Origin of the sequence: Kitasatospora sp. NPDC057542 (assembly GCF_042801945.1) — a bacterium.
In the GTDB taxonomy this organism is placed as follows: Bacteria; Actinomycetota; Actinomycetes; order Streptomycetales; family Streptomycetaceae; genus Kitasatospora.
This window is the reverse complement of sequence record NZ_JBHVFE010000163.1, coordinates 1-17,727: the sequence shown is the minus strand read 5'-3', so window position 1 is coordinate 17,727 and position 17,727 is coordinate 1. Positions and strand designations below refer to the sequence as shown.

At 74.3% G+C, this 17,727-nt stretch carries 20 protein-coding genes; 12 read left to right on the top strand and 8 right to left on the bottom strand.

All coding sequences use genetic code 11. The annotated features are described in order from the left end of the window. Window positions 1-45: 45 nt before the first annotated feature. On the bottom strand, window positions 46-567 hold the full coding sequence (locus ACFU7Y_RS21240; protein WP_224283304.1) for a hypothetical protein: 522 nt from the start codon (window positions 565-567) through the stop codon (window positions 46-48). Window positions 568-796: 229 nt separating this feature from the next. Here ACFU7Y_RS21240 and ACFU7Y_RS21235 point away from each other — a divergent pair, with 229 nt between their 5' ends. From ACFU7Y_RS21235 to fxsA, 5 genes are all read left to right on the top strand, one after another. Further along, entirely contained in the window at window positions 797-1,237 is a 441-nt protein-coding gene (locus tag ACFU7Y_RS21235; protein WP_045694655.1) for an Lrp/AsnC family transcriptional regulator, read from the top strand. 50 nt (window positions 1,238-1,287) lie between these two features. Beyond that, entirely contained in the window at window positions 1,288-2,928 is a 1,641-nt protein-coding gene (locus ACFU7Y_RS21230) for an amidohydrolase (RefSeq protein WP_224283303.1), read from the top strand. A gap of 42 nt (window positions 2,929-2,970) precedes the next feature. Beyond that, complete coding sequence (locus ACFU7Y_RS21225) at window positions 2,971-3,423, top strand: N-acetyltransferase (protein ID WP_224283302.1); 453 nt, start codon at window positions 2,971-2,973, stop codon at window positions 3,421-3,423. A gap of 95 nt (window positions 3,424-3,518) precedes the next feature. Continuing rightward, window positions 3,519-5,165: an apolipoprotein N-acyltransferase gene (gene lnt / locus ACFU7Y_RS21220; protein WP_380769269.1), complete on the top strand. Its 1,647-nt coding sequence runs from the start codon at window positions 3,519-3,521 to the stop codon at window positions 5,163-5,165. A gap of 55 nt (window positions 5,166-5,220) precedes the next feature. Continuing rightward, the gene (gene fxsA / locus ACFU7Y_RS21215) at window positions 5,221-5,799 is read left to right on the top strand and encodes an FxsA family membrane protein (RefSeq protein WP_224285061.1); all 579 of its coding nucleotides are present in this window, start codon (window positions 5,221-5,223) and stop codon (window positions 5,797-5,799) included. A 167-nt stretch (window positions 5,800-5,966) separates the two neighbouring features. Here fxsA and ACFU7Y_RS21210 read toward each other — a convergent pair whose 3' ends face one another. The 3 genes from ACFU7Y_RS21210 to ACFU7Y_RS21200 form a co-directional block, all read right to left on the bottom strand. Further along, window positions 5,967-6,341, bottom strand: coding sequence for an RNA polymerase-binding protein RbpA (locus ACFU7Y_RS21210; RefSeq protein WP_196949106.1), 375 nt, complete (start codon window positions 6,339-6,341; stop codon window positions 5,967-5,969). Between the two features lie 310 nt (window positions 6,342-6,651). After that, window positions 6,652-8,265 carry a hypothetical protein gene (locus ACFU7Y_RS21205; protein ID WP_380769267.1) on the bottom strand — a complete coding sequence of 538 codons (1,614 nt, stop codon included), beginning with the start codon at window positions 8,263-8,265 and terminating at the stop codon, window positions 6,652-6,654. A gap of 112 nt (window positions 8,266-8,377) precedes the next feature. After that, the gene (locus ACFU7Y_RS21200) at window positions 8,378-8,572 is read right to left on the bottom strand and encodes a hypothetical protein (protein WP_224283326.1); all 195 of its coding nucleotides are present in this window, start codon (window positions 8,570-8,572) and stop codon (window positions 8,378-8,380) included. Window positions 8,573-8,970: 398 nt separating this feature from the next. Here ACFU7Y_RS21200 and ACFU7Y_RS21195 point away from each other — a divergent pair, with 398 nt between their 5' ends. The 4 genes from ACFU7Y_RS21195 (at window position 8,971) to ACFU7Y_RS21180 (ending at window position 11,653) form a co-directional block, all read left to right on the top strand. Next, the gene (locus ACFU7Y_RS21195) at window positions 8,971-9,387 is read left to right on the top strand and encodes an ankyrin repeat domain-containing protein (RefSeq protein WP_224283327.1); all 417 of its coding nucleotides are present in this window, start codon (window positions 8,971-8,973) and stop codon (window positions 9,385-9,387) included. A gap of 24 nt (window positions 9,388-9,411) precedes the next feature. After that, window positions 9,412-9,927, top strand: a complete 516-nt coding sequence (locus ACFU7Y_RS21190; protein ID WP_224283328.1) for a GNAT family N-acetyltransferase — start codon at window positions 9,412-9,414, stop codon at window positions 9,925-9,927. 47 nt (window positions 9,928-9,974) lie between these two features. Beyond that, on the top strand, window positions 9,975-11,057 hold the full coding sequence (locus tag ACFU7Y_RS21185) for a serine hydrolase (RefSeq protein ID WP_224283329.1): 1,083 nt from the start codon (window positions 9,975-9,977) through the stop codon (window positions 11,055-11,057). Window positions 11,058-11,152: 95 nt separating this feature from the next. Further along, window positions 11,153-11,653, top strand: a complete 501-nt coding sequence (locus ACFU7Y_RS21180) for an NUDIX hydrolase (RefSeq protein ID WP_224283330.1) — start codon at window positions 11,153-11,155, stop codon at window positions 11,651-11,653. 7 nt (window positions 11,654-11,660) lie between these two features. Here ACFU7Y_RS21180 and ACFU7Y_RS21175 read toward each other — a convergent pair whose 3' ends face one another. From ACFU7Y_RS21175 to ACFU7Y_RS21165, 3 genes are all read right to left on the bottom strand, one after another. After that, entirely contained in the window at window positions 11,661-12,311 is a 651-nt protein-coding gene (locus ACFU7Y_RS21175; RefSeq protein ID WP_224283331.1) for a vitamin K epoxide reductase family protein, read from the bottom strand. A 90-nt stretch (window positions 12,312-12,401) separates the two neighbouring features. Continuing rightward, window positions 12,402-13,205 carry a DsbA family protein gene (locus tag ACFU7Y_RS21170; protein WP_380769263.1) on the bottom strand — a complete coding sequence of 268 codons (804 nt, stop codon included), beginning with the start codon at window positions 13,203-13,205 and terminating at the stop codon, window positions 12,402-12,404. Between the two features lie 154 nt (window positions 13,206-13,359). Beyond that, complete coding sequence (locus ACFU7Y_RS21165) at window positions 13,360-14,034, bottom strand: hypothetical protein (RefSeq protein WP_224283333.1); 675 nt, start codon at window positions 14,032-14,034, stop codon at window positions 13,360-13,362. 155 nt (window positions 14,035-14,189) lie between these two features. Between ACFU7Y_RS21165 and ACFU7Y_RS21160 the strand changes: the two genes are divergently transcribed. After that, a complete protein-coding gene (locus ACFU7Y_RS21160) occupies window positions 14,190-15,068 on the top strand; it encodes a CHAD domain-containing protein (protein ID WP_380769261.1) in 879 nt (292 codons plus the stop codon). An 87-nt stretch (window positions 15,069-15,155) separates the two neighbouring features. Here the strand turns inward: ACFU7Y_RS21160 and ACFU7Y_RS21155 are convergent, their stop codons facing one another. Next, the gene (locus ACFU7Y_RS21155; RefSeq protein ID WP_224285040.1) at window positions 15,156-15,944 is read right to left on the bottom strand and encodes a uracil-DNA glycosylase; all 789 of its coding nucleotides are present in this window, start codon (window positions 15,942-15,944) and stop codon (window positions 15,156-15,158) included. Between the two features lie 148 nt (window positions 15,945-16,092). Between ACFU7Y_RS21155 and ACFU7Y_RS21150 the strand changes: the two genes are divergently transcribed. Then, complete coding sequence (locus ACFU7Y_RS21150) at window positions 16,093-17,085, top strand: slipin family protein (RefSeq protein WP_224285039.1); 993 nt, start codon at window positions 16,093-16,095, stop codon at window positions 17,083-17,085. Window positions 17,086-17,185: 100 nt separating this feature from the next. Then, a complete protein-coding gene (locus ACFU7Y_RS21145; RefSeq protein ID WP_224285038.1) occupies window positions 17,186-17,635 on the top strand; it encodes a CBS domain-containing protein in 450 nt (149 codons plus the stop codon). Window positions 17,636-17,727 lie beyond the last annotated feature (92 nt).

Here is a 17,727-nt window from a genome sequence, read left to right as displayed (position 1 = left end):
ACTCCAGGGTGCGGAGTGACGGCCGGAGGCGTTCCTGTCGCGGCGTCAGCTCGCCTTGGCGGTACGGGCCGTCAGCGCCGGACGACGGCGGCGCTGCTCCGGGATGGCGGCCCGCAGCGCCGAGACGTTCGGGACGGCGGGCGCCACCGGAGCGGCCTGGACGACCGAGGCGAGCCGCACCGGGCGGTGCGCGACGGCGTGCGAGAACGGCTGGGTGCGCCAGTCCAGTCCGCTCGGGAGCTTGAACAGCGCGGCGAGCCCGGCCGGTTCGGCGTCCTCCGGGGCCTCGACCTCGGCCAGGTCGTCCGTCGGCACGCCCGAACCCGGGCAGATCGCGGGGGCGAAGGGGTTCCAGGCCGTCGGCAGCAGTGCGTGCTGTGGCAGCCGCTCCTCGTCCGCCACCAGGGCGATCGGGCGGCGGCACTCGGGGCAGTTGACCCGGAAGATGTCCCAGGACTCGGCCTCGCCGGGGTCGGTGCCCGGCATGTGGTCGACCGCGAGGTCCTCGCGGTCGGTCATATCGTCGGTCTCGTCGGCGCCCAGCACGCGCTGGTCAGTAGCAGGCATGAGGATCCCCCTAGGATCGGGCCCGGCGTGGTCGTCCAGGGCCACAACCAGCACTTCCCTGTGATCCGGATTCATAACCCTGCGGTCACGCGCACCGTGATGCACCGGGTGTGTCCTTGGCCACACCGGATGCCACATTCACCCGGCATGTGCCCGCCTGACACCTGCAATCCCTCCCCGTGCCACCGCGTGCGCCCCCCGTGCTCCCGACCGGGTAGGTTTGCGCACTGTGGAGGATCTCGACCAACGCATCGTCCAGCTGCTCCTCGAAGACGGCCGGATGAGCTACACGGACCTGGGCAAGGCCACCGGCCTGTCCACCTCGGCGGTGCACCAGCGGGTGCGCCGCCTCGAACAGCGCGGGGTGATCCGCGGCTACACCGCGATCATCGACCCCGACGCCGTCGACCTGGCGCTGACCGCGTTCATCTCGGTCAAGCCCTTCGACCCGAGCGCCCCCGACGACACCCCCGAGCGTCTGGCCGGCCTGCCCGAGATCGAGGCCTGCCACAGCGTCGCCGGCGACGAGAACTACATCCTCAAGGTCCGCGTCGGCGCCCCCGGCGACCTGGAGGACCTGCTCGCCCGCATCCGCAGCGCCGCCGGCGTCTCCACCCGCACCACCGTCGTCCTGTCCACCCCGTACGAGGCGCGACCCCCGAAGCTCTGAACCGCGGGCCGGTCTCCGCGGAGGAACCGGTGACGTGCAGACTTGGCGGCATGACCGAAAGCACCCTCCCTCCTTGCCCGCCCTCGGGCAGGAGGGGCCCACGAACCGTCCTGCTGCGCGGCGGCGCCGTCTACAGCCCCGCCGACCCCTTCGCCACCGCGATGCTCGTGGAAGGCGGGCACGTCGCCTGGGTCGGCAGTGACGGTGCCGCCGAGGCGTACGCCGCGACCGCCGACGAGATCGTCGAGCTGGACGGCGCCCTGGTCACCCCCGCCTTCGTGGACGCCCACGTGCACGCCACCGCCACCGGCCTGGCGCTCACCGGCCTCGACCTCACCGGCAGCCCCTCGCTGGCCGCCACCCTGGCCGCCGTCACCGCCTTCGTCGACGCGCAGCCCGAGCCCGGCGGGGTGCTGATCGGCCACGGCTGGGACGAGACCGGCTGGCCCGAGGGCCGTCCGCCCACGCTCGCCGAACTCGACGCCGCCGCCCACGGTGCCGCGCTCTACCTCTCCCGCACCGACGTGCACTCCGCGCTCGCCACCACCGCGCTGCGCAGCCTCACCGAGGGCCTGGCCGAGGCACCCGGCTTCGACCCCGGGGGCCCGCTCACCAAGGACGCCCACCACGCCGTCCGGCAGACCGCGCTGGCCCGTCTCACCCCCGAGCAGCGCCGCAGCGCCCAGCGGGCCACCCTGGCCCGCGCCGCCGAGCTCGGCATCGGCGCCCTGCACGAGTGCGCCGGCCCGGAGATCTCCTCGGAGGCCGACCTGGCCGCCCTGCTGGCCCTGGCCGCCGAAGGGGAGGGGCCAGAAGTCTTCGGCTACTGGGGCGAGTTGGGTGGTGTCGAGACCGCCCGCAGGCTCGGTGCGGTGGGCGCCGGCGGCGACCTCTTCGTGGACGGCGCGCTCGGCTCGCACACCGCCTGCCTGCACGCCCCGTACACCGACGCCGAGCACACCGGCACCGCCTACCTGACCGCCGAGCAGGTCGCCGACCACGTCGCCGCCTGCACCGAGGCCGGGATCCAGGCCGGGTTCCACGCCATCGGCGACGCGGCCGTCGCCGCGGTCGTCGAGGGCGTCCGGGCGGCCGGCGCCCGGATCGGCGCCGACCGGGTCAAGGCCCTGCGCCACCGCGTCGAGCACGCCGAGGCCCTGGACGACAGGACCATCGCCGCCTTCGCCGAACTCGGCCTGACCGCCTCCGTCCAGCCCGCCTTCGACGCCGCCTGGGGCGGCCCCGAGGGCATGTACGTCCAGCGCCTGGGCGCCGGGCGGGCGGCCGCCCTCAACCCCTTCGCCGCACTGCTGCGGGCCGGTGTCCCGCTGGCCTTCGGCTCGGACGCCCCGGTCACCCCGCTCGACCCCTGGGGCACCGTGCGTGCGGCGGCCTTCCACCAGACCCCGGACCACCGGATCTCGGTGCGGGCCGCCTTCACCGCCCACACCCGCGGCGGCTGGCGCGCCGTCGGCCGGGACCAGGACGGCGTGCTGGTCCCCGGCGCGGTCGCCAGCTACGCGATCTGGGCGGCCGGCGAGCTGGTCGTCCAGGCCCCCGACTCCCGGGTGGCCGGCTGGTCCACCGACCCGCGCTCCGGCACCCCCGGCCTGCCCGACCTCACCCCGGGCCACCCGCTGCCGACCTGCCTGCGCACCGTGGTCCGCGGCCGCACGGTGTTCCAGCGGTAAACCGCGTGGAACGGCGGGCCACCGCGTCCTAGGTTGATCACCATGACCGAACTGGTACCCGCCGACTTCACCGTCCCGCGCGAGCTGCTCGCCCCGGAGTTCCGCCTGGAACCCCTGGGCGAGCAGCACAACGCCTCCGACCACGCCGCCTGGACGAGCAGCGTGGCCCACATCCGCGCCACCCCCGGCTGGGCCGGCCGCGGCTGGCCGCCCGCCGACGGGATGCCCCCGGAGCAGAACCTCGCCGACCTGCGCCGGCACGCCGCCGACTTCGAGGCCCGCACCGGCTTCACCTATACCGTCCTGGAGCCGGACCGCGACGAGGTGATCGGCTGCGTGTACATCTACCCGGACCGCGAGGACCCGTCCGTGATCTCGGTCAGCTCCTGGGTCCGGGCCGACCGCGCCCACCTCGACGCCCCGCTGTACCACGCCGTCTCCGGCTGGCTCACCGGGCACTGGCCGCTGCGGGAGTTCCGCTACGCCCCGCGCTGACCCGGCCACCACCCTCGCCTCACGTCCTCCCGACGTTCCGGGGTACCTTCTTCGCACAGCGTCCGAACAGCAAGCCCCAGGAAGATGGTGCGCCGGTGGCCATTCCCGTCACCCAGGAACGGTCCGAGGCCGTACCCGAGCCACAGGAGCCGGCGCCCGGACCGAGCCGCGGAGCCCGCGCGCTCGCCAAGGTCCGTGCCGGGCTTCCGCGCACCGGCCTCGCCGCCCTGGCCGGCCTGCTGCTGGCCCTCGCCTTCCCGCCGTACGACCTGTGGCCGCTGTCGCTGCTCGGCGTCGCCGCGCTCTCGCTGCTCACCCTGGGCCGCACCTTCCGTCAGGGCCTGTGGACCGGCTTCGCCTTCGGCCTGCCGTTCTTCCTGATGCTGCTCAGCTGGCTGCGGGTGGTCGGCTGGGACGCCACGATCGGCCTGTCCGTCGTGGAGGCGCTGTTCCTGGCCCTGCTCGGCGGCGGCCTGGCCGTCACCTCCCGGCTGCCGGCCTGGCCGCTCTGGGCGGCCTGCCTGTGGATCACCCAGGAGTGGGCCCGCGACCGGCTGCCGCTCGGGGGATTCCCCTGGGGCCGGCTCGCCTTCGCCAACACCGCCACCCCGTACACCCCGCTGGCCGCGCTCGGCGGCGCGCCGCTGGTGACCTTCGCGGTCGCCCTGTCCGGCGCGCTGCTGGCCTGGGCCGCGCTGCGGCTGCGCGGGCCGGGCAGGGCCCCGAAGGCGGCCGCGCTGGCGGCGCTCGGCGCCGTGGCCGCGCTGCTGGCCGGCTACCTCGTGCCGGTGCCCACGGCCGCCGCCGACACCGTCAAGGTCGCCATCGTCCAGGGCAACGTGCCCAACCCGGGCATGGACTTCCTGGGCCGCCCGATGATGGTCCTCAACAACCACGCCTCGGCCACCGAGCGGCTCGCCGCCGACATCCGGGCCGGCAGGGTCGAGCGCCCCGACATCGTGATCTGGCCGGAGAACTCCTCCGACCTCGACCCGTTCAGCGACCCGCTGGCCCGTCAGCGGATCGACGAGGCGGTCAAGGCGGTCGGCGTGCCCACCCTGGTCGGCACCCTGGTGGACGGCCCGGACGCGCAGCACGTCCAGAACGAGGGCATCGTCTGGGACCCGGTCACCGGCCCCGGCGCCTCCTACACCAAGCAGCACCCCGTCCCGTTCGGCGAGTACGTGCCGTTCCGGGCGCAGCTGATGAAGGTGATCTCCCGCCTCCAGCGGGTCGCCCGGGACTTCTACCCCGGCGACCACAACGGCGTGATGCAGCTCGGCCCGGCCCGGATCGGCGACGTGATCTGCTTCGAGGTGGCGTACGACGAGATCGTCCGCGACACCGTGGACAGCGGCGCCCGGGTCCTGGTCGTCCAGACCAACAACGCGACCTACGCCAGGACCGGCCAGCCCGAGCAGCAGCTGGCGATGAGCCGGCTGCGGGCCGTCGAGCACGGCCGGGCGGTGCTGATCGCCGCCACCAGCGGCATCAGCGCGGTGATCGCCCCGGACGGCAGCGTCCAGCAGCGCACCGAGGAGCTGACCCCGGCCGAGCTGTCGGCCACCGTCCCCCTGCGCGACGGCACCACGGTGGCCGACGAGGTCGGCGCCGCCCCGGAGTGGACGCTCGCCGTCGGCGGCCTGCTGGCCTGCGGCGCAGCGGTGCTGGTCGGCCGCCGCAAGAAGGCTTCGGCCGGAACACCGGCCGAGCGGGAATCGTTGGAGCCGGTGGTGCCGTAGCCGGCCCGGACCTTCCGTGCGGCGCGCAGAGCACCGCCTGGAGTGGATTCGTACCGTGACCCAGCAAGCTACCCCGACCCGTCCGGCCCCGCGCAGCAGGCTCCGGCGGGTGCTGCCGCTGCTGATCACCGCCTGGCTGGTGCTGGAGATCTGGCTGCTGGTCCAGGTCGGCTCGTGGCTGGGCGGCTTCACCGTCGTGCTGCTGCTCATCGCGGGCGCCCTGATCGGAGGCTCGCTGATCAAGCGGGCCGGGCTGAAGGCGCTGTCGGCGGCGATCGAGCAGAGCAAGAACCCGCAGTCGCAGCAGCCGCAGACCGGAACCAGCATGACCGTGCTGGCCGGCCTGCTGCTGATCGTCCCCGGCTTCCTGTCGGACCTGGTGGCCCTGACCCTGCTCTTCCCGCCGACTCGGGTGCTGTGGCGGGCGGCCGGGCGCCGGGCCGCGGACAAGGCGCTGCGCAGCACCTCCGCCGTCGGTGCCGACGCGTTCGCGGACGCGATGCGGCTCCAGGAGCAGCTGCGCATCCACCGCCCGGACGGCAAGGTGATCCAGGGCGAGGTCGTGGACCCGGAGTCCGGCCCGCGTGGCCCGCAGGGCCCGGACACCGCCTACCGCCCGCCGATCGCCGGCTGACCCGCCCGTTCCCACGAGCCGCCCGGGGCGCATCCCGCCCCGGGCGGCCCGGCGTGCCGGGGCGGCTCGCCCAGTGCCCCGGACAACACGAAGCCGGGCAACGCGAAAGGGACCCTGGTCACCAGGGTCCCTTTTCGCGTCCTCCCGCTCGGGGCGGGAGCGAGGTGTCAGGCGCTCTTACGGGTGTCCCGCGGGTGCACCGCGAGGTTCATCCCACCGGAGCGGAGCACGGCCAGCCGCTCGGCCAGCACCTCCTCCAGCTCCTCGCGCGTCCGGCGCTCCATCAGCATGTCCCAATGGGTGCGCGTCGGCTTGGTCTTCTTCTCCTCCGGCTCGTCGCCGTCGAGAAGCGCCGCCTCCTGGCCACAGAAGCGGCATTCCCAGGTCGGGGGGATCTCCGCCTCGACCGAGAAAGGAACCTCGAAACGGTGTCCGTTCTGACATGCGTACTCGACGGTCTGGCGGGGAGCCAGATCGATACCACGGTCGGTCTCGTAGCTAGTGGCCCCGAGTCGCGTGCCGCGGAGAGCTCGCTCGCTCATGAATCGTGCCTCCCGGGCTTATGGCCCACAGGACTAGTGGTCGCTGTTCTTCGTCGTTCGGTCAACGCTCGGCTTCCGACGAAGATTCCCGTCCCGGGACATGCGTCGTCTGTCGTGCCGCCCCTGTTTGTACCCACCCGCGCCCGATTTGTCACATCTGGCCGGTGATATCACTCCAGGTGTCACCTATTTCACGTCTGGTGATCGTGCGGACTTTCCGTGACGAGCGTACCGGGACGGGATTCGGCGGCGGGCGCCGACCCCGGTCGAGCGCCGGACAGCCGGCCCGCGAGGCCGGTCGGCCCGGCCGTCAGGAGATCGGCCGTGAACGGATCATCGGCTCGTTCTTGGCGAGGTCGACGGGATGGGCCTGGGCCGGATCGGCCGCGGGGACCACCGGTGGGTGCTCCGGGCGGGGTGGTGCGGCGGCGGCCGCCTCGGTGCGGCTGTCCCGGTGCGGCAGCAGGGCGATCACCGCGTCCCGCAGCGGGGTCGGGGCCTCGTCGTCCAGCGGGTCGATGGTGGCGGGTACCTGGAGGCGCACCGGGGCGCTGTTGCCGACCCGGGCGTAGCCGCGGCCGACCGGAGCGTGGGCGGCGGGCGCGATGTCCAGGGGTGCGCCGAGCGCGGCGCGCCCCTCGTCGGGGCCGGCCGGGCCGAGCACCACGCGGGCCCGGGTGGTGGCGCGGACGGTGGCGGTGATCCGGTCCCGGGCGTCGAGGTCGTCGGCGATCACCACGGTGACGCGGGCGGCCCGACCGTGCCGCAGCGGGAGCTCCAGCAGGTCCTGCGGGTCGGGACGGCCCTCGGCCTGGGCGAGTTCGCTCAGCTCGGTCGGGTGGTCCAACAGCAGCCACAGCGGCCGGGTGACGTCCTCGGGCGGGGCGCAGCCGGCGTGCCGGGCGGCGTTGAGCGCGGCGAGCCGGCGCTCGGTCTCGCCGGCGGCCCACTCCAGGGCGGCCAGCGTGCCGTGCAGGCTGGTCTCCACGGTGTACACACCGGGCCGGTTCACCAGACAGGCGTGTTCCCCGGTGCCCGCGCCGTCGACCACCACCAGGTCGGCGTACGGGAGGGCCTGGAGCGCGATCGAGCGCAGCAGGCTGGAGGTGCCGTAGCCGGTGACGCCGAGCGCCAGCAGGTGCGGTTCGGAGGAGCGCGGGCCGGTGCGCCAGATCACCGGCGGCTGCTGGACGGCCATGCCGCCCTGGACGACCGGGATGGTCCGGGCGGTGCCGTCCTCATCGGTGAAGCCCAGCACGATCTCGCCGGGGGCGACCACGAAGCGCTGGGCGGCGATGTCGGTGGGCAGCGGGGCGAGCGCGGTGATCCGCAGCCGGTTGGACTCCTCGTCCCAGTCGAAGCGGTACTCCCGGGCCCGGCCCGCCTTGCCCTGGACCACCTGCTCGATCCGGGCCCGGGCAGCCGGCTCGGTGTCGGTGAAGTAGGCGGGGTAGCTCAGTTCCAGCCGGGAGAGCCGGCCCTCGCGGTCGAACTCCCACGCGCTGAAGGCGTTCTTGTGGCTGCCCTCGAAGTGGTACAGCGGGTTGGCGTCCTCCGGGCCGCACAGGTACGGGGTGAGCGCCGCGTAGAGGGCGCCGAGCTTGACGTCGGCGACGTCCGGGGCGGGCGGTGCGGGCGCCGCCCTGGGGATCCGGCCGGCCCAGCCCGCGCTGGCCATCAGGGCGATCAGGGCGAACAGCAGGCCGTGCGGCAGCAGGTAGACGCCGAGTCCCAGGGCGGCGGTCAGGAACAGCGTCGGGCCGCGGCGTTCCTTGGGGGTGGCCTGCCAGTGGGACACGGCCCAGCCGACGTGGTGGCGCAGGCCGCGGCCGATGGCGGCGAGCGGGGCGAACATGTCGGAGGCGTGGTCCCCGGTGGTCCGGGCGATCGCGAGGCCCTTGCTGAGGTGGCGGTGGAGCGGCATTCCTTGACTCCCCGGGCGATGGGACGGGCTGGGGTGGCGGAGGTGGGGTACGACGGGGCCCGGGGCGGTGTGGGATCCGCTCCCGGGCCGGTACGGGGAGAGTGGGCGGTGGCTAGAACTTGATGCCGCTGAGCAGGCTGGCGAGGCTCGCGCCGCCCGCGGTGATGCTCGGCGCGATCGAGGAGCCGGCGGTGTAGAAGCCCAGGAGGGCGCAGACGACGGCATGGGAGATCTTCAGTCCGTCCCGGCGGAAGAAGAGAAAGGCGATGGTGCCGAACAGGACGATGCCGGAAATCGAGAGGATCACGTTCCGCTCCTCAGGAAGGGGGGACAAGCGGGGGTGTTACGGAAGGCGCACTAATCGTGACAAAAAGTAATAGATGACGGAACGGCGCAAATGGGTGGTTCTGCCGTTCAATGCCGTTCCGGCGGCCGGGTGGCGGGGTGCGGACCGGCCGGGGTGCGGGCCGGGCGTCGCGGGGATTCGATGTGCCGAGGCATTCCCGGGCGGCGGGCGGGAAGTTTCCGGGGGGTCCGGGAAGTTCGCTCGAATGGCTGCGCGGCGCGCGCGGCCGAGTGTCGTGGCGGGTGCGGGCCGTCATCCGGATTCCGGACGCCCGCTGGCCCGTTCCGGCACCGGCCGCTACCGTGCCGTGGGCGCAGCCCCGAGACCGCCCGACGACCCGACCGGAAAGGCCGCCCACCGTGACCGACGCCGCCAGCCAGCAGCCCGCCGACGCCCCCGACGCCGAGGTGATCGCGCTCGCCGGGAAGCTCTTCGACGCCGCCCGTGCCGGGGAGACCGACACCCTGTCCGCCTACCTGGACGCCGGTGCCCCGGCCGACCTCACCAACGACCGCGGCGACACCCTGGTCATGCTCGCCGCCTACCACGGACACGCCGCCACCGTGGCGGAGCTGCTCCGGTACGGCGCCGACCCGAACCGCGCCAACGATCGCGGTCAGACCCCGCTGGCGGGTGCCGTCTTCAAGGGCGCCACGGACGTGCTCGACGTCCTGCTGGCCGGCGGGGCCGACCCGCAGGCCGGCACCCCCAGCGCCGTGGAGACCGCCCGGATGTTCGGCAAGGACGACCTGGTCGCCCGGTTCGAGGACCGCTGAGCCGGGATCGTAGGCTTTTCAACCATGAACACCACCGCCACCCGGGACGCCGGCACCGTCGAGTTCCGCATCACCGGCTACGCCCACCCCGACGCCCAGGCCCTGTCGGCGGAGGTGCAGCAGGAGTACGTGCGCCGCTACGGCGACCCGGACGAGACCGTCATGCGCCCCGCGGACTTCGAGGCGCCGGCCGGCCTGTTCATGATCGCCTACCTGGACGGCCGTCCGGTCGCCTGCGGCGGCTGGCGGGCCAAGCAGGCCGGACCGGACGACCTGCGCGACGGTGACGCCGAGCTGAAGCGGATGTTCGTGATCCCCGAGGCCCGCGGCCGCGGCCTGGCCCGCGGGGTACTGAGCCGCCTGGAGCAGACCGCGGTCGAGGCCGGGCGCACCCGCGTCATCCTGGAGACCGGCACCGAGCAGCCCGAGGCCGTTGCGCTGTACCGGTCCGAGGGCTACGCCGCGATCCGGAAGTTCGGCATCTACAAGGACCACCCGCAGAGCATCTGCCTCGGCAAGCGGCTGGCTCCGGCGGTCTGAGCGGCCGCCGCGCGGGGAAGGCTCCCGTCGGCCCGAGGAGGGGACGGATGAGCCACCGAGCACCCGATGCACCCGGAGCCGAGCGGCTCCCCGGCCTGGCCGCGCCCGGCGGGGAGCTGGACCGGCTGGTCCGGGACGGCGCGCGCACCGTCGGGGCGGGCGCCGTCTGGGCCGTCGGGGATGCCGCCGGCACGCTCGGCGGCGGCAGCCACGGCCTGCTCGGGCAGGGGCCGTACGCGCGGCTGCGGCCCGGGCCGGACACCCTGTACGACCTCGCCAGCCTCACCAAGGTCGTCGCGCTCTGGCCCTGCGTCGGGGTGCTGCGACAGTCCGGGCTGCTTCCGCTGGACGAACCGCTCGGCCACTGGTGGCCACCGTCCGCCGGACACCCCACCGCAGCGGTGACGGTCCGTCAACTCCTCGCCCACACCGCCGGGATGCTCCCGTACACCCGCTTCGAGCAGCTCTACGGGCGCGACCTCGCGGCGATCCGGGCCGGGGTCGTCGCCGCACCGCTGCACCGCCCGCCGGGCGCGGTCGTCGAGTACACCGACCGCGCCGCCGTACTGCTCACCTACCTGGTCGAGGACCTCGGCGGCGCACCGCTGGACGAGCTCGCCGAGCGCTGGGTCTGGGGGCCGCTCGGCATGGCCGACACCCGGTACGGTCCGCTCGGTGCCGCGCTCGCCGCCCGCACCGCGCCCACCGAGTACGAGCAGGGCGCCGGCGTCCACCTGTGCGGCGTCGTCCACGACCCCTCCGCCCGGCTGCTCGGCGGGGTCTCCGGCAACGCCGGGGCCTTCTCCACCGCCCGCGACCTCGCCCCCTTCCTGGCCGCGCTGCTCGCCCCGCCGCCCGGGCTGCCCTGGGGCGGGGCGTGGATCGACGAGTCGCTGCGCGAGCAGACCGGCGGCCTCGCCCCCGCCCGCGGCCTGTCCTGGCTGTGCGCCCCCGGCACCGGGCCGGCCGAAGGCACCTTCGTCCACTACGGCTTCACCGGCACCGGCTTCTGGGTCTCCCGGCGGCTCGGACGCTGGGCCGTGCTGCTCACCAACAAGGTGCACTACGACCGGGACATCCGGCGGCTCACCGAGCTGCGCAACGCCTTCCGGCAAGCGGTCTTCGGGTAGCACTCATTCGGGTGGATCAGGGGCGAACCGCCTTTCCCGGCGCCGGAGTCGCGGCAGAGTGGCCGCGGCAACGGGAACCCGGCGGAGGAGGCGCGATGACGGACACCTGGGCACTCTCGGAGGAGGAGTGGCTCGCCGGAATGGTGCGCGCCTACGTCGGGTGCAGCGTGCTGCTCACCGACGAGGCGGGCAGGGTCCTGCTGCTGAAGGCCAGTTACCGCGACCAGTGGCAGTTCCCCGGCGGCGGGATGGACCCGGGGGAGGGGCCCGCCGAGTGCGCGGCCCGCGAGCTGTACGAGGAGACGGGGCTGGTGGCCGGGCCGCTGAGGCTGCTCGTCGTGGAGTGGCGCGACGCGATCCCCGACCAGGGCGAACACGCCCACCCCGCCGTGCAGTTCATGTTCGACGGCGGGACGGTCGCGGCCGGGTCGGTGGTCCGCGCGCAGGCCGAGGAGATCGCCGACCACGGGTACTTCACCCCGGCCCGGGCGGCCGTCCTGCTGCAGCCCGGTGCGGCGCGCCGGCTCACCGGGGCCCTGGAGGCCCGGCGGACCGGCGCCGCCGCGCTGCTGCACTCCGACGGGTACGTGGGGTGACGGCCGGTCAGAGGAGCGTGCTCCAGTAGTACCAGAACCGGTTGAGGACCAGCAGCGCGATCACCGCCGCCCACAGCACCGGCAGCGCCCAGTGGTAGCGGGCCGCCTCCCGGACGACCACCCGTGCGCGCGGGCCCACCGGGATCACGCCCTCGCGCAGGTTGTGCAGCGTGGTGTACCAGAACAGCGCCACCACCGTCGCCCACACCACCATGCAGTACGGGCACAGCGCACCGATGTCGTACAGCGCCTGGTAGATCAGCCAGTGCGCGAACACCACGCCCAGCGCGGTGCCCGCGTTCAGGCCCAGCCAGAACCAGCGCCGGTACGCGGCACCGGAGAGCAGCCCCGCGCCGATCGCCGCCAGCGCACCGAACGCGGCCAGCCCGAGCAGCGGGTTCGGGAAGCCGAAGACCTCCGCCTGCTCGGTGCGCATCACCGAGCCGCAGCTGATCACCGGGTTGATGTTGCAGCTGGGGACGTAGGAGGGGTTCTCCAGGATGCGGAGCTTGTCGAAGGTCAGGACGGCCGAGGCGGCCAGCCCGACCAGCCCGCCGAGGAACAGCAGGAAGGCGTAGGCCCGGCTCGCGCCGATCGGGGCCCGGCCGGCGTCGTCGGGGGCGGAGCGGGAGGGGTGCACGGTGGTAGCGGCGGTCATGGCAGCACACTCCGGTGGCTGGCTGGGAGGAGCCGGCCCGGCCGGGAGTTCGGCCGGGCCGGGTGGTGCCGTGCGGTGTGGTGGTCCGGCCTACTGGAGGCCGGCGGCCTGCTTCACCTGGGCGGTGAACTGCTCGGGCGGGACCACGGCGTTGCCGGCGAACAGGGTGATCTGCTTGCCGTCCACCTTGACGGTCGGAGTGCCGGTCACCCCGCTGTCGTTGAACGCGTCGGCGACCTTGGCCGCCCACGGGGCGTACGTCTTGTCGGTCACCGCCTTCACGAAGGCGTCCGTCTTCAGGCCGGGCACCTGGCCGGCCAGGTCCAGGATGTGGTTGACGTCACCGAAGGCGTCCTCGCGCTCGTCCGGCTGGTTGGCGTACAGCACGTCGTGGAACGCCTTGAACTTGTCCACGCCCTCGTTCAGCGCGGCGCCGACGGCGGCCAGCGCGGTGCGCGAGCCCTTGCCGCCGAGGCCCTTGTCCAGGAAGGCCGCCAGGTGGAACTCCACCTTGATCTGACCGTCCTCGGTGAGCTTCTTGACGGTCTCGCCGTTCGCCGCCTCGAAGTGCTTGCAGACCGGGCAGCGGAAGTCCTCGTAGACCGCCATGGTGTGCGGGGCGTCGGCCTTGCCGTAGGTGATCACCGTGCCGTCCGGGCCGGAGGCGTTGGCGGGGATGACCAGCGGAGCCGTGGCGGCGGCGGAGGACTTGTCGTTCTTGTCCGAGGCCGAGCCGATCGCGACGGCGACGCCGCCCGCGAGGGCCAGCACGACGACGGCCGAGACCGTCACCACGATCCGCTGACGGCGCTTGGCGGCCTGCTTCTCGCGGCGCTGCGCCTCCTGGATCCGCTCACGGGCACTGACGCGCTTCTTGTTCTTGTCCTGGGACATGGGTGGGGAAGTCAACTCCTGTACGCGGCGCGCGGGTGCGCGCGGGAAGCCGCACCTGGTGCGGCGGGGTCGGTGAACGCGGGAGTCGTGCGCACTGCCTGCGGGCGTACCGGGGCCGTTCGGCCGGGTACGGGTGATCGGACGGGACGGTCGATCAGCAGGCAGGCGCGAAGGCGGGCGGGCCACGCCGGGGCGCCGGGCTCAGCACGACGTCCTCGCGGCGCGGCCGGGCGCGGTCCGACACCGGCAGCGGCACCCGCAGCACCGGACGCACCGGAGCCGGGATCAGCAGGACGACCAGGGCACGCAGCGGGCCGGCCAGGGACTCGCGCAGGGCGCGCAGCGCCAGGGCCAGGGCGGACAGGGCGGCATCGCCCATCCGCAGCCAGGCCGAGGCCGCCAGGGCGATCACCAGGTGCACCAGCAGGAGCAGCAGCTGGGTCGCGGCGGGCGCCAACTGTCCGACGTGGCCCAGCGGGCCGTCCAGCAGCGAGCCGTCCACCGAACCGCCGCCACAGACCAGCAGGTTCACCCCGCGTGCGGGCACCTGACCGGCCAGCACCGGCGAACAGCTGGTCTGGCCCAGGTTGAACGTGGTGTTGAGCAGCAGTTCGACCGGCACCATCACGCCGGAGATGTGCAGCATCCGCCGCTCCCCGCCGGCCAGCACGGCCGCGACCAGGAAGACGACGGCACCGGCCGAGGCCACCAGTGACAGCGGCAGCGGGCGGCCCGTGATGACCACCTGGCCCAACGCGGCCATCGGCACGGCGAGCGCGGTGAACACCGCGGCCCGCAGGGCCCTGGTCGCGTGGGAGGAGGTCGTCACGCTCCGGAGTATGCCATGGCACTCACATCCGGCACGAGGGCCCGTAGGTCCCTGTTCCGGCTGATGCGCCCTCAGTAGCCTGCGGGGTCGACGGCAGCCGTACCTGGATTAGCCTGGAAGGCGTTCCCGCCGACCCGACGAGGGGGCGAGCGCACATGACGGAACCCGAGACCACGGTGGGGCAGGTGCTGCTGGCCCGCATCGAGGCGCAGGCGGTGGTGCTGGCCGGTCTGGACGACGCCGTCCGGGCGGACGAGCCGGACGCCGTGCACCGGATGCGGGTCGCCTGCCGGCGGCTGCGCAGCGCCCTGCAGACCTTCCGGCGGCTGCTCGCCCCCGGTGCCACCGACGACCTGGTCGCCGAGCTGCGCTGGCTCGCCGCCGCCCTCGGCGGGGCGCGGGACCGCGAGGTGCTGGCCGAACGGCTGGTCGCCCAGGCCCGCGAGCTGCCCGCCGAGTGCGAGCCGCAGCGGGTCGCGGCGGCGCTGGAGCGGTGGGGCGAGGCCGAGTACCGCCAGGTCTGGCCCGAGGTGGTCGCCGCCCTCGACAGCCCTCGCCGCCGGGCCCTCGGCGAGGCCATCGCGATCCTCCTCGCGGATCCGCCGCTGCGTCCGCGCGCCGGCCGCGGCGCCGTCCGGGAGCTCTCCCGGATCGCGGCCCGGGAGCAGCGCCGCACCGCCGAACGCGTCCGCACCGCCCTCGCCGCCGCTCCCGAGGAGCGGAACGCGGCCCTCCACCAGGCCCGCAAGGCGGCCAAGCGCGCCCGCTACGCCGGCGAGACCGCCGTCCCGGTGGCCGGCGCCCGGGCCGAGCGCTACGCCCGGCGGATGAGGGCCGTCCAGGAGGTGCTGGGCGACCACCAGGACGCCGTGGTCGCCGCGAGCACCCTCGCCGCCCACGCGGCGAGCGGTGGCGAGCCCTTCGGCTACGGCGCCCTGTACGGCCGCCAGCTGGCCACGGAGGAGGCCACGCGGCGACGGCTGCCGGACGTGTGGCGGCGGGCGGGCAAGCGGAAGCTGCCCCGGTTCGGGTAGGGCCTTTCCTGCCGCCGCCCTCGCACCACCGGCCGGACCGCGGTCGGGTCCGGTGCGCGCGGGGGCCACCGCGGCACGGTGGCGGTGCTACCGGGGATCGAGCCCCGCCGCCCGGGCCGCTTCGCGCAGCAGGTCCCGGAGCATCGCGGTGGTCAGCCGACCGGTGTTCGTGTTGCGCGGGCTCACGTGGTAGCAGCCGTACATCCGCAGGTCCGGGCCGCCGTCGCGGGCCGGGAAGGCGGCCACGGCGGCGTGGCCGAAGGCGGGGCGGGGGCGGGGGACCAGCCAGCCGGCGTCCGCGATGACCGGCAGCATGGCCTGCCAGGCGAAGCCGCCGAGGGCGACGACGGCGCGTACGGTGGGTCGCAGCAGCTGGAGTTCGCGGGTGATCCAGGGCCGGCAGGTGTCGCGTTCGGCGGTGCTGGGCCTGTTGTCGGGCGGGGCGCAGCGGACCGGGTCGGTGATCCGGACGCCGGACAGCTCCAGGCCGTCGCCGTGGCGGACGGACTCGGGGCGGTTGGCGAGCCCGAGGTCGTACAGGGCGGCGTAGAGCAGGTCGCCGGAGGGGTCGCCGGTGAAGATCCGGCCGGTGCGGTTGGCGCCGTGGGCGGCGGGGGCGAGGCCGACCAGGACGAGCGGGGCGTCCGGCGGGCCGAAGCCGGGGATCGGGCGGGCCCAGTAGTCCCAGTCCTGGTAGGCGCGGCGCTTGGTCCGGGCGGTCTCCTCGCGCCACTGCACCAGGCGCGGGCAGGCCCGGCAGCCGGTGACGACACGGTCCAGCGCGGCGAGTCCGACGGCCCGGGCGGCGGCCTCGGCGGGGTGGCGGGGGTCGTCGGGGTCGTCGGCGGGGGAGGGGGGCACGGCCACGGTCGGCATGGCCAAGATCCTAGGCGCTGCGGCACGTTCGTTCCGGCGCCGTCCGGGCAGGCGTAGCGTGGAATCAGTTGCTCCGGCGGTCCCCGGCCGGTCCGGGTCGGCGGCGGCCGGGCGCGTCGGTGTGCGCACAGGCCGCAAGGAGGCCGCGATGATCGTCGATGCGGTGCTGGGTGCCCTGGGAGCGCTCGCCGGGCTGGGGGCGATCTGGGCGAGCATGAGCATCCGGGTCGTCCAGCAGTTCCAGAAGGGCGTGGTGTTCCGCTTCGGGAGGGTGCGCGACGAGGTGCGCGGTCCCGGGCTGGTGGCGCTGCTGCCGATCGCGGACCGGCTGCGCAAGGTGAACGTGCAGATCGTGACGATGCCGATCCCGGCGCAGGAGGGCATCACCCGGGACAACGTGACCGTGCGGGTGGACGCGGTGGTCTACTTCCGGGTGGTGGACGCGGTGAAGGCCACCGTCAACGTGCAGGACTACAACTTCGCGATCTCCCAGGTCGCGCAGACCTCGCTGCGCTCGATCATCGGCAAGAGCGAGCTGGACGACCTGCTGGCCAACCGCGAACCGATCAACCAGGGGCTGGAGTTGATGATCGACAGCCCGGCGCTGGGCTGGGGCATCGAGATCGACCGGGTGGAGATCAAGGACGTCGCGCTGCCGGAGTCGATGAAGCGCTCGATCGCCCGGCAGGCGGAGGCCGAGCGGGAGCGGCGGGCCCGGATCATCACGGCGGACGGTGAGTTCCAGGCCTCGGAGCGGCTGTCGGAGGCCGCGGCGGTGATGAGTGCGACCCCGTCCGCGCTCCAGCTGCGGCTGTTGCAGACCGTGGTGGAGGTGGCGGCGGAGAAGAACTCGACGCTGGTGCTGCCCTTCCCGGTGGAGCTGCTGCGCTTCCTGGACAGTGCGACGGAGGTGCAGCAGCGGAACCTGCTGACGGCCGCGGCGGTCGCGGCCGGGGCGAAGGCCGTGGAAGAGGCGGTGGAGAGCGGCGAGGTGCCGGAGGAGGCGCTCGGGCCGGACCAGCCCGGGCACGAACTCCAGCCCCTGAAGGAGGTGTTGGAGAAGTTGCCGCTGGACCCTCCGGAGTCGCCGGACGGCCGGGTCGAGCGGGGCGGCCCCACCGCGCCGGACGACGAGGCCTGAGCGTGCCGCCGGGTCTTCCGGGCGCACCGGCCCCGGTGGCGTCGGCCATCCGCGCGGACCACCATGGACGAGGGGAGGGAACCAGGTCAGGAGGCGGACCATGACCAGAGCCAGCGACATCATGCACCCGGGCGCGGAGTGCATCCGCGAGCACGAGACGCTCGCGGCCGCCGCCCGGATCATGCGGGAACGCGACGTGGGTGCCCTGCCCATCTGTGGGCCGGGCGACAAACTGCTGGGGATCGTGACCGACCGCGACATCGTGCTGCGCTGCGTCGCCGAGGGCCGCGACCCGGCGTCGGTGACGGCGGGCGAGCTGGCGCAGGGGCGGCCGATGACGGTGGAGGCGGACGAGGACTGCGAGCAGGTGCTGCGGGTGATGGAGCAGTACCAGGTGCGCCGGCTGCCGGTGATCAACCACCCGGAGCACAAGCTGGTCGGCATGATCAGCGAGGCGGACATCGCGCGCGGCCTGCCGCAGGCGCGGGTCGCCGAGTTCGTCTCGGCGGTCTGTGCGGAGGAGTCGCCCGCGGGGGCCGCCCGGGGCTGACACCGCGCGCGCCCAGGGCCGGCACCCGCTGTGGAGCCCGTTCGTGTGGCGCAACGAGCTGTACGACTGCTTCGTGGAGGTGCTCGCCGTGC

Coding starts and splice junctions, on each gene's coding strand:
- ACFU7Y_RS21240 (WP_224283304.1), bottom strand. CDS start 567: ATGCCTGCTACTGACCAGCGCGTGCTGGGCGCCGACGAGACCGACGAT.
- ACFU7Y_RS21230 (WP_224283303.1), top strand. CDS start 1,288: ATGACCGAAAGCACCCTCCCTCCTTGCCCGCCCTCGGGCAGGAGGGGC.
- ACFU7Y_RS21225 (WP_224283302.1), top strand. CDS start 2,971: ATGACCGAACTGGTACCCGCCGACTTCACCGTCCCGCGCGAGCTGCTC.
- ACFU7Y_RS21210 (WP_196949106.1), bottom strand. CDS start 6,341: ATGAGCGAGCGAGCTCTCCGCGGCACGCGACTCGGGGCCACTAGCTAC.
- ACFU7Y_RS21205 (WP_380769267.1), bottom strand. CDS start 8,265: ATGCCGCTCCACCGCCACCTCAGCAAGGGCCTCGCGATCGCCCGGACC.
- ACFU7Y_RS21190 (WP_224283328.1), top strand. CDS start 9,412: ATGAACACCACCGCCACCCGGGACGCCGGCACCGTCGAGTTCCGCATC.
- ACFU7Y_RS21185 (WP_224283329.1), top strand. CDS start 9,975: ATGAGCCACCGAGCACCCGATGCACCCGGAGCCGAGCGGCTCCCCGGC.
- ACFU7Y_RS21180 (WP_224283330.1), top strand. CDS start 11,153: ATGACGGACACCTGGGCACTCTCGGAGGAGGAGTGGCTCGCCGGAATG.
- ACFU7Y_RS21175 (WP_224283331.1), bottom strand. CDS start 12,311: ATGACCGCCGCTACCACCGTGCACCCCTCCCGCTCCGCCCCCGACGAC.
- ACFU7Y_RS21170 (WP_380769263.1), bottom strand. CDS start 13,205: ATGTCCCAGGACAAGAACAAGAAGCGCGTCAGTGCCCGTGAGCGGATC.
- ACFU7Y_RS21160 (WP_380769261.1), top strand. CDS start 14,190: ATGACGGAACCCGAGACCACGGTGGGGCAGGTGCTGCTGGCCCGCATC.
- ACFU7Y_RS21155 (WP_224285040.1), bottom strand. CDS start 15,944: ATGCCGACCGTGGCCGTGCCCCCCTCCCCCGCCGACGACCCCGACGAC.
- ACFU7Y_RS21150 (WP_224285039.1), top strand. CDS start 16,093: ATGATCGTCGATGCGGTGCTGGGTGCCCTGGGAGCGCTCGCCGGGCTG.
- ACFU7Y_RS21145 (WP_224285038.1), top strand. CDS start 17,186: ATGACCAGAGCCAGCGACATCATGCACCCGGGCGCGGAGTGCATCCGC.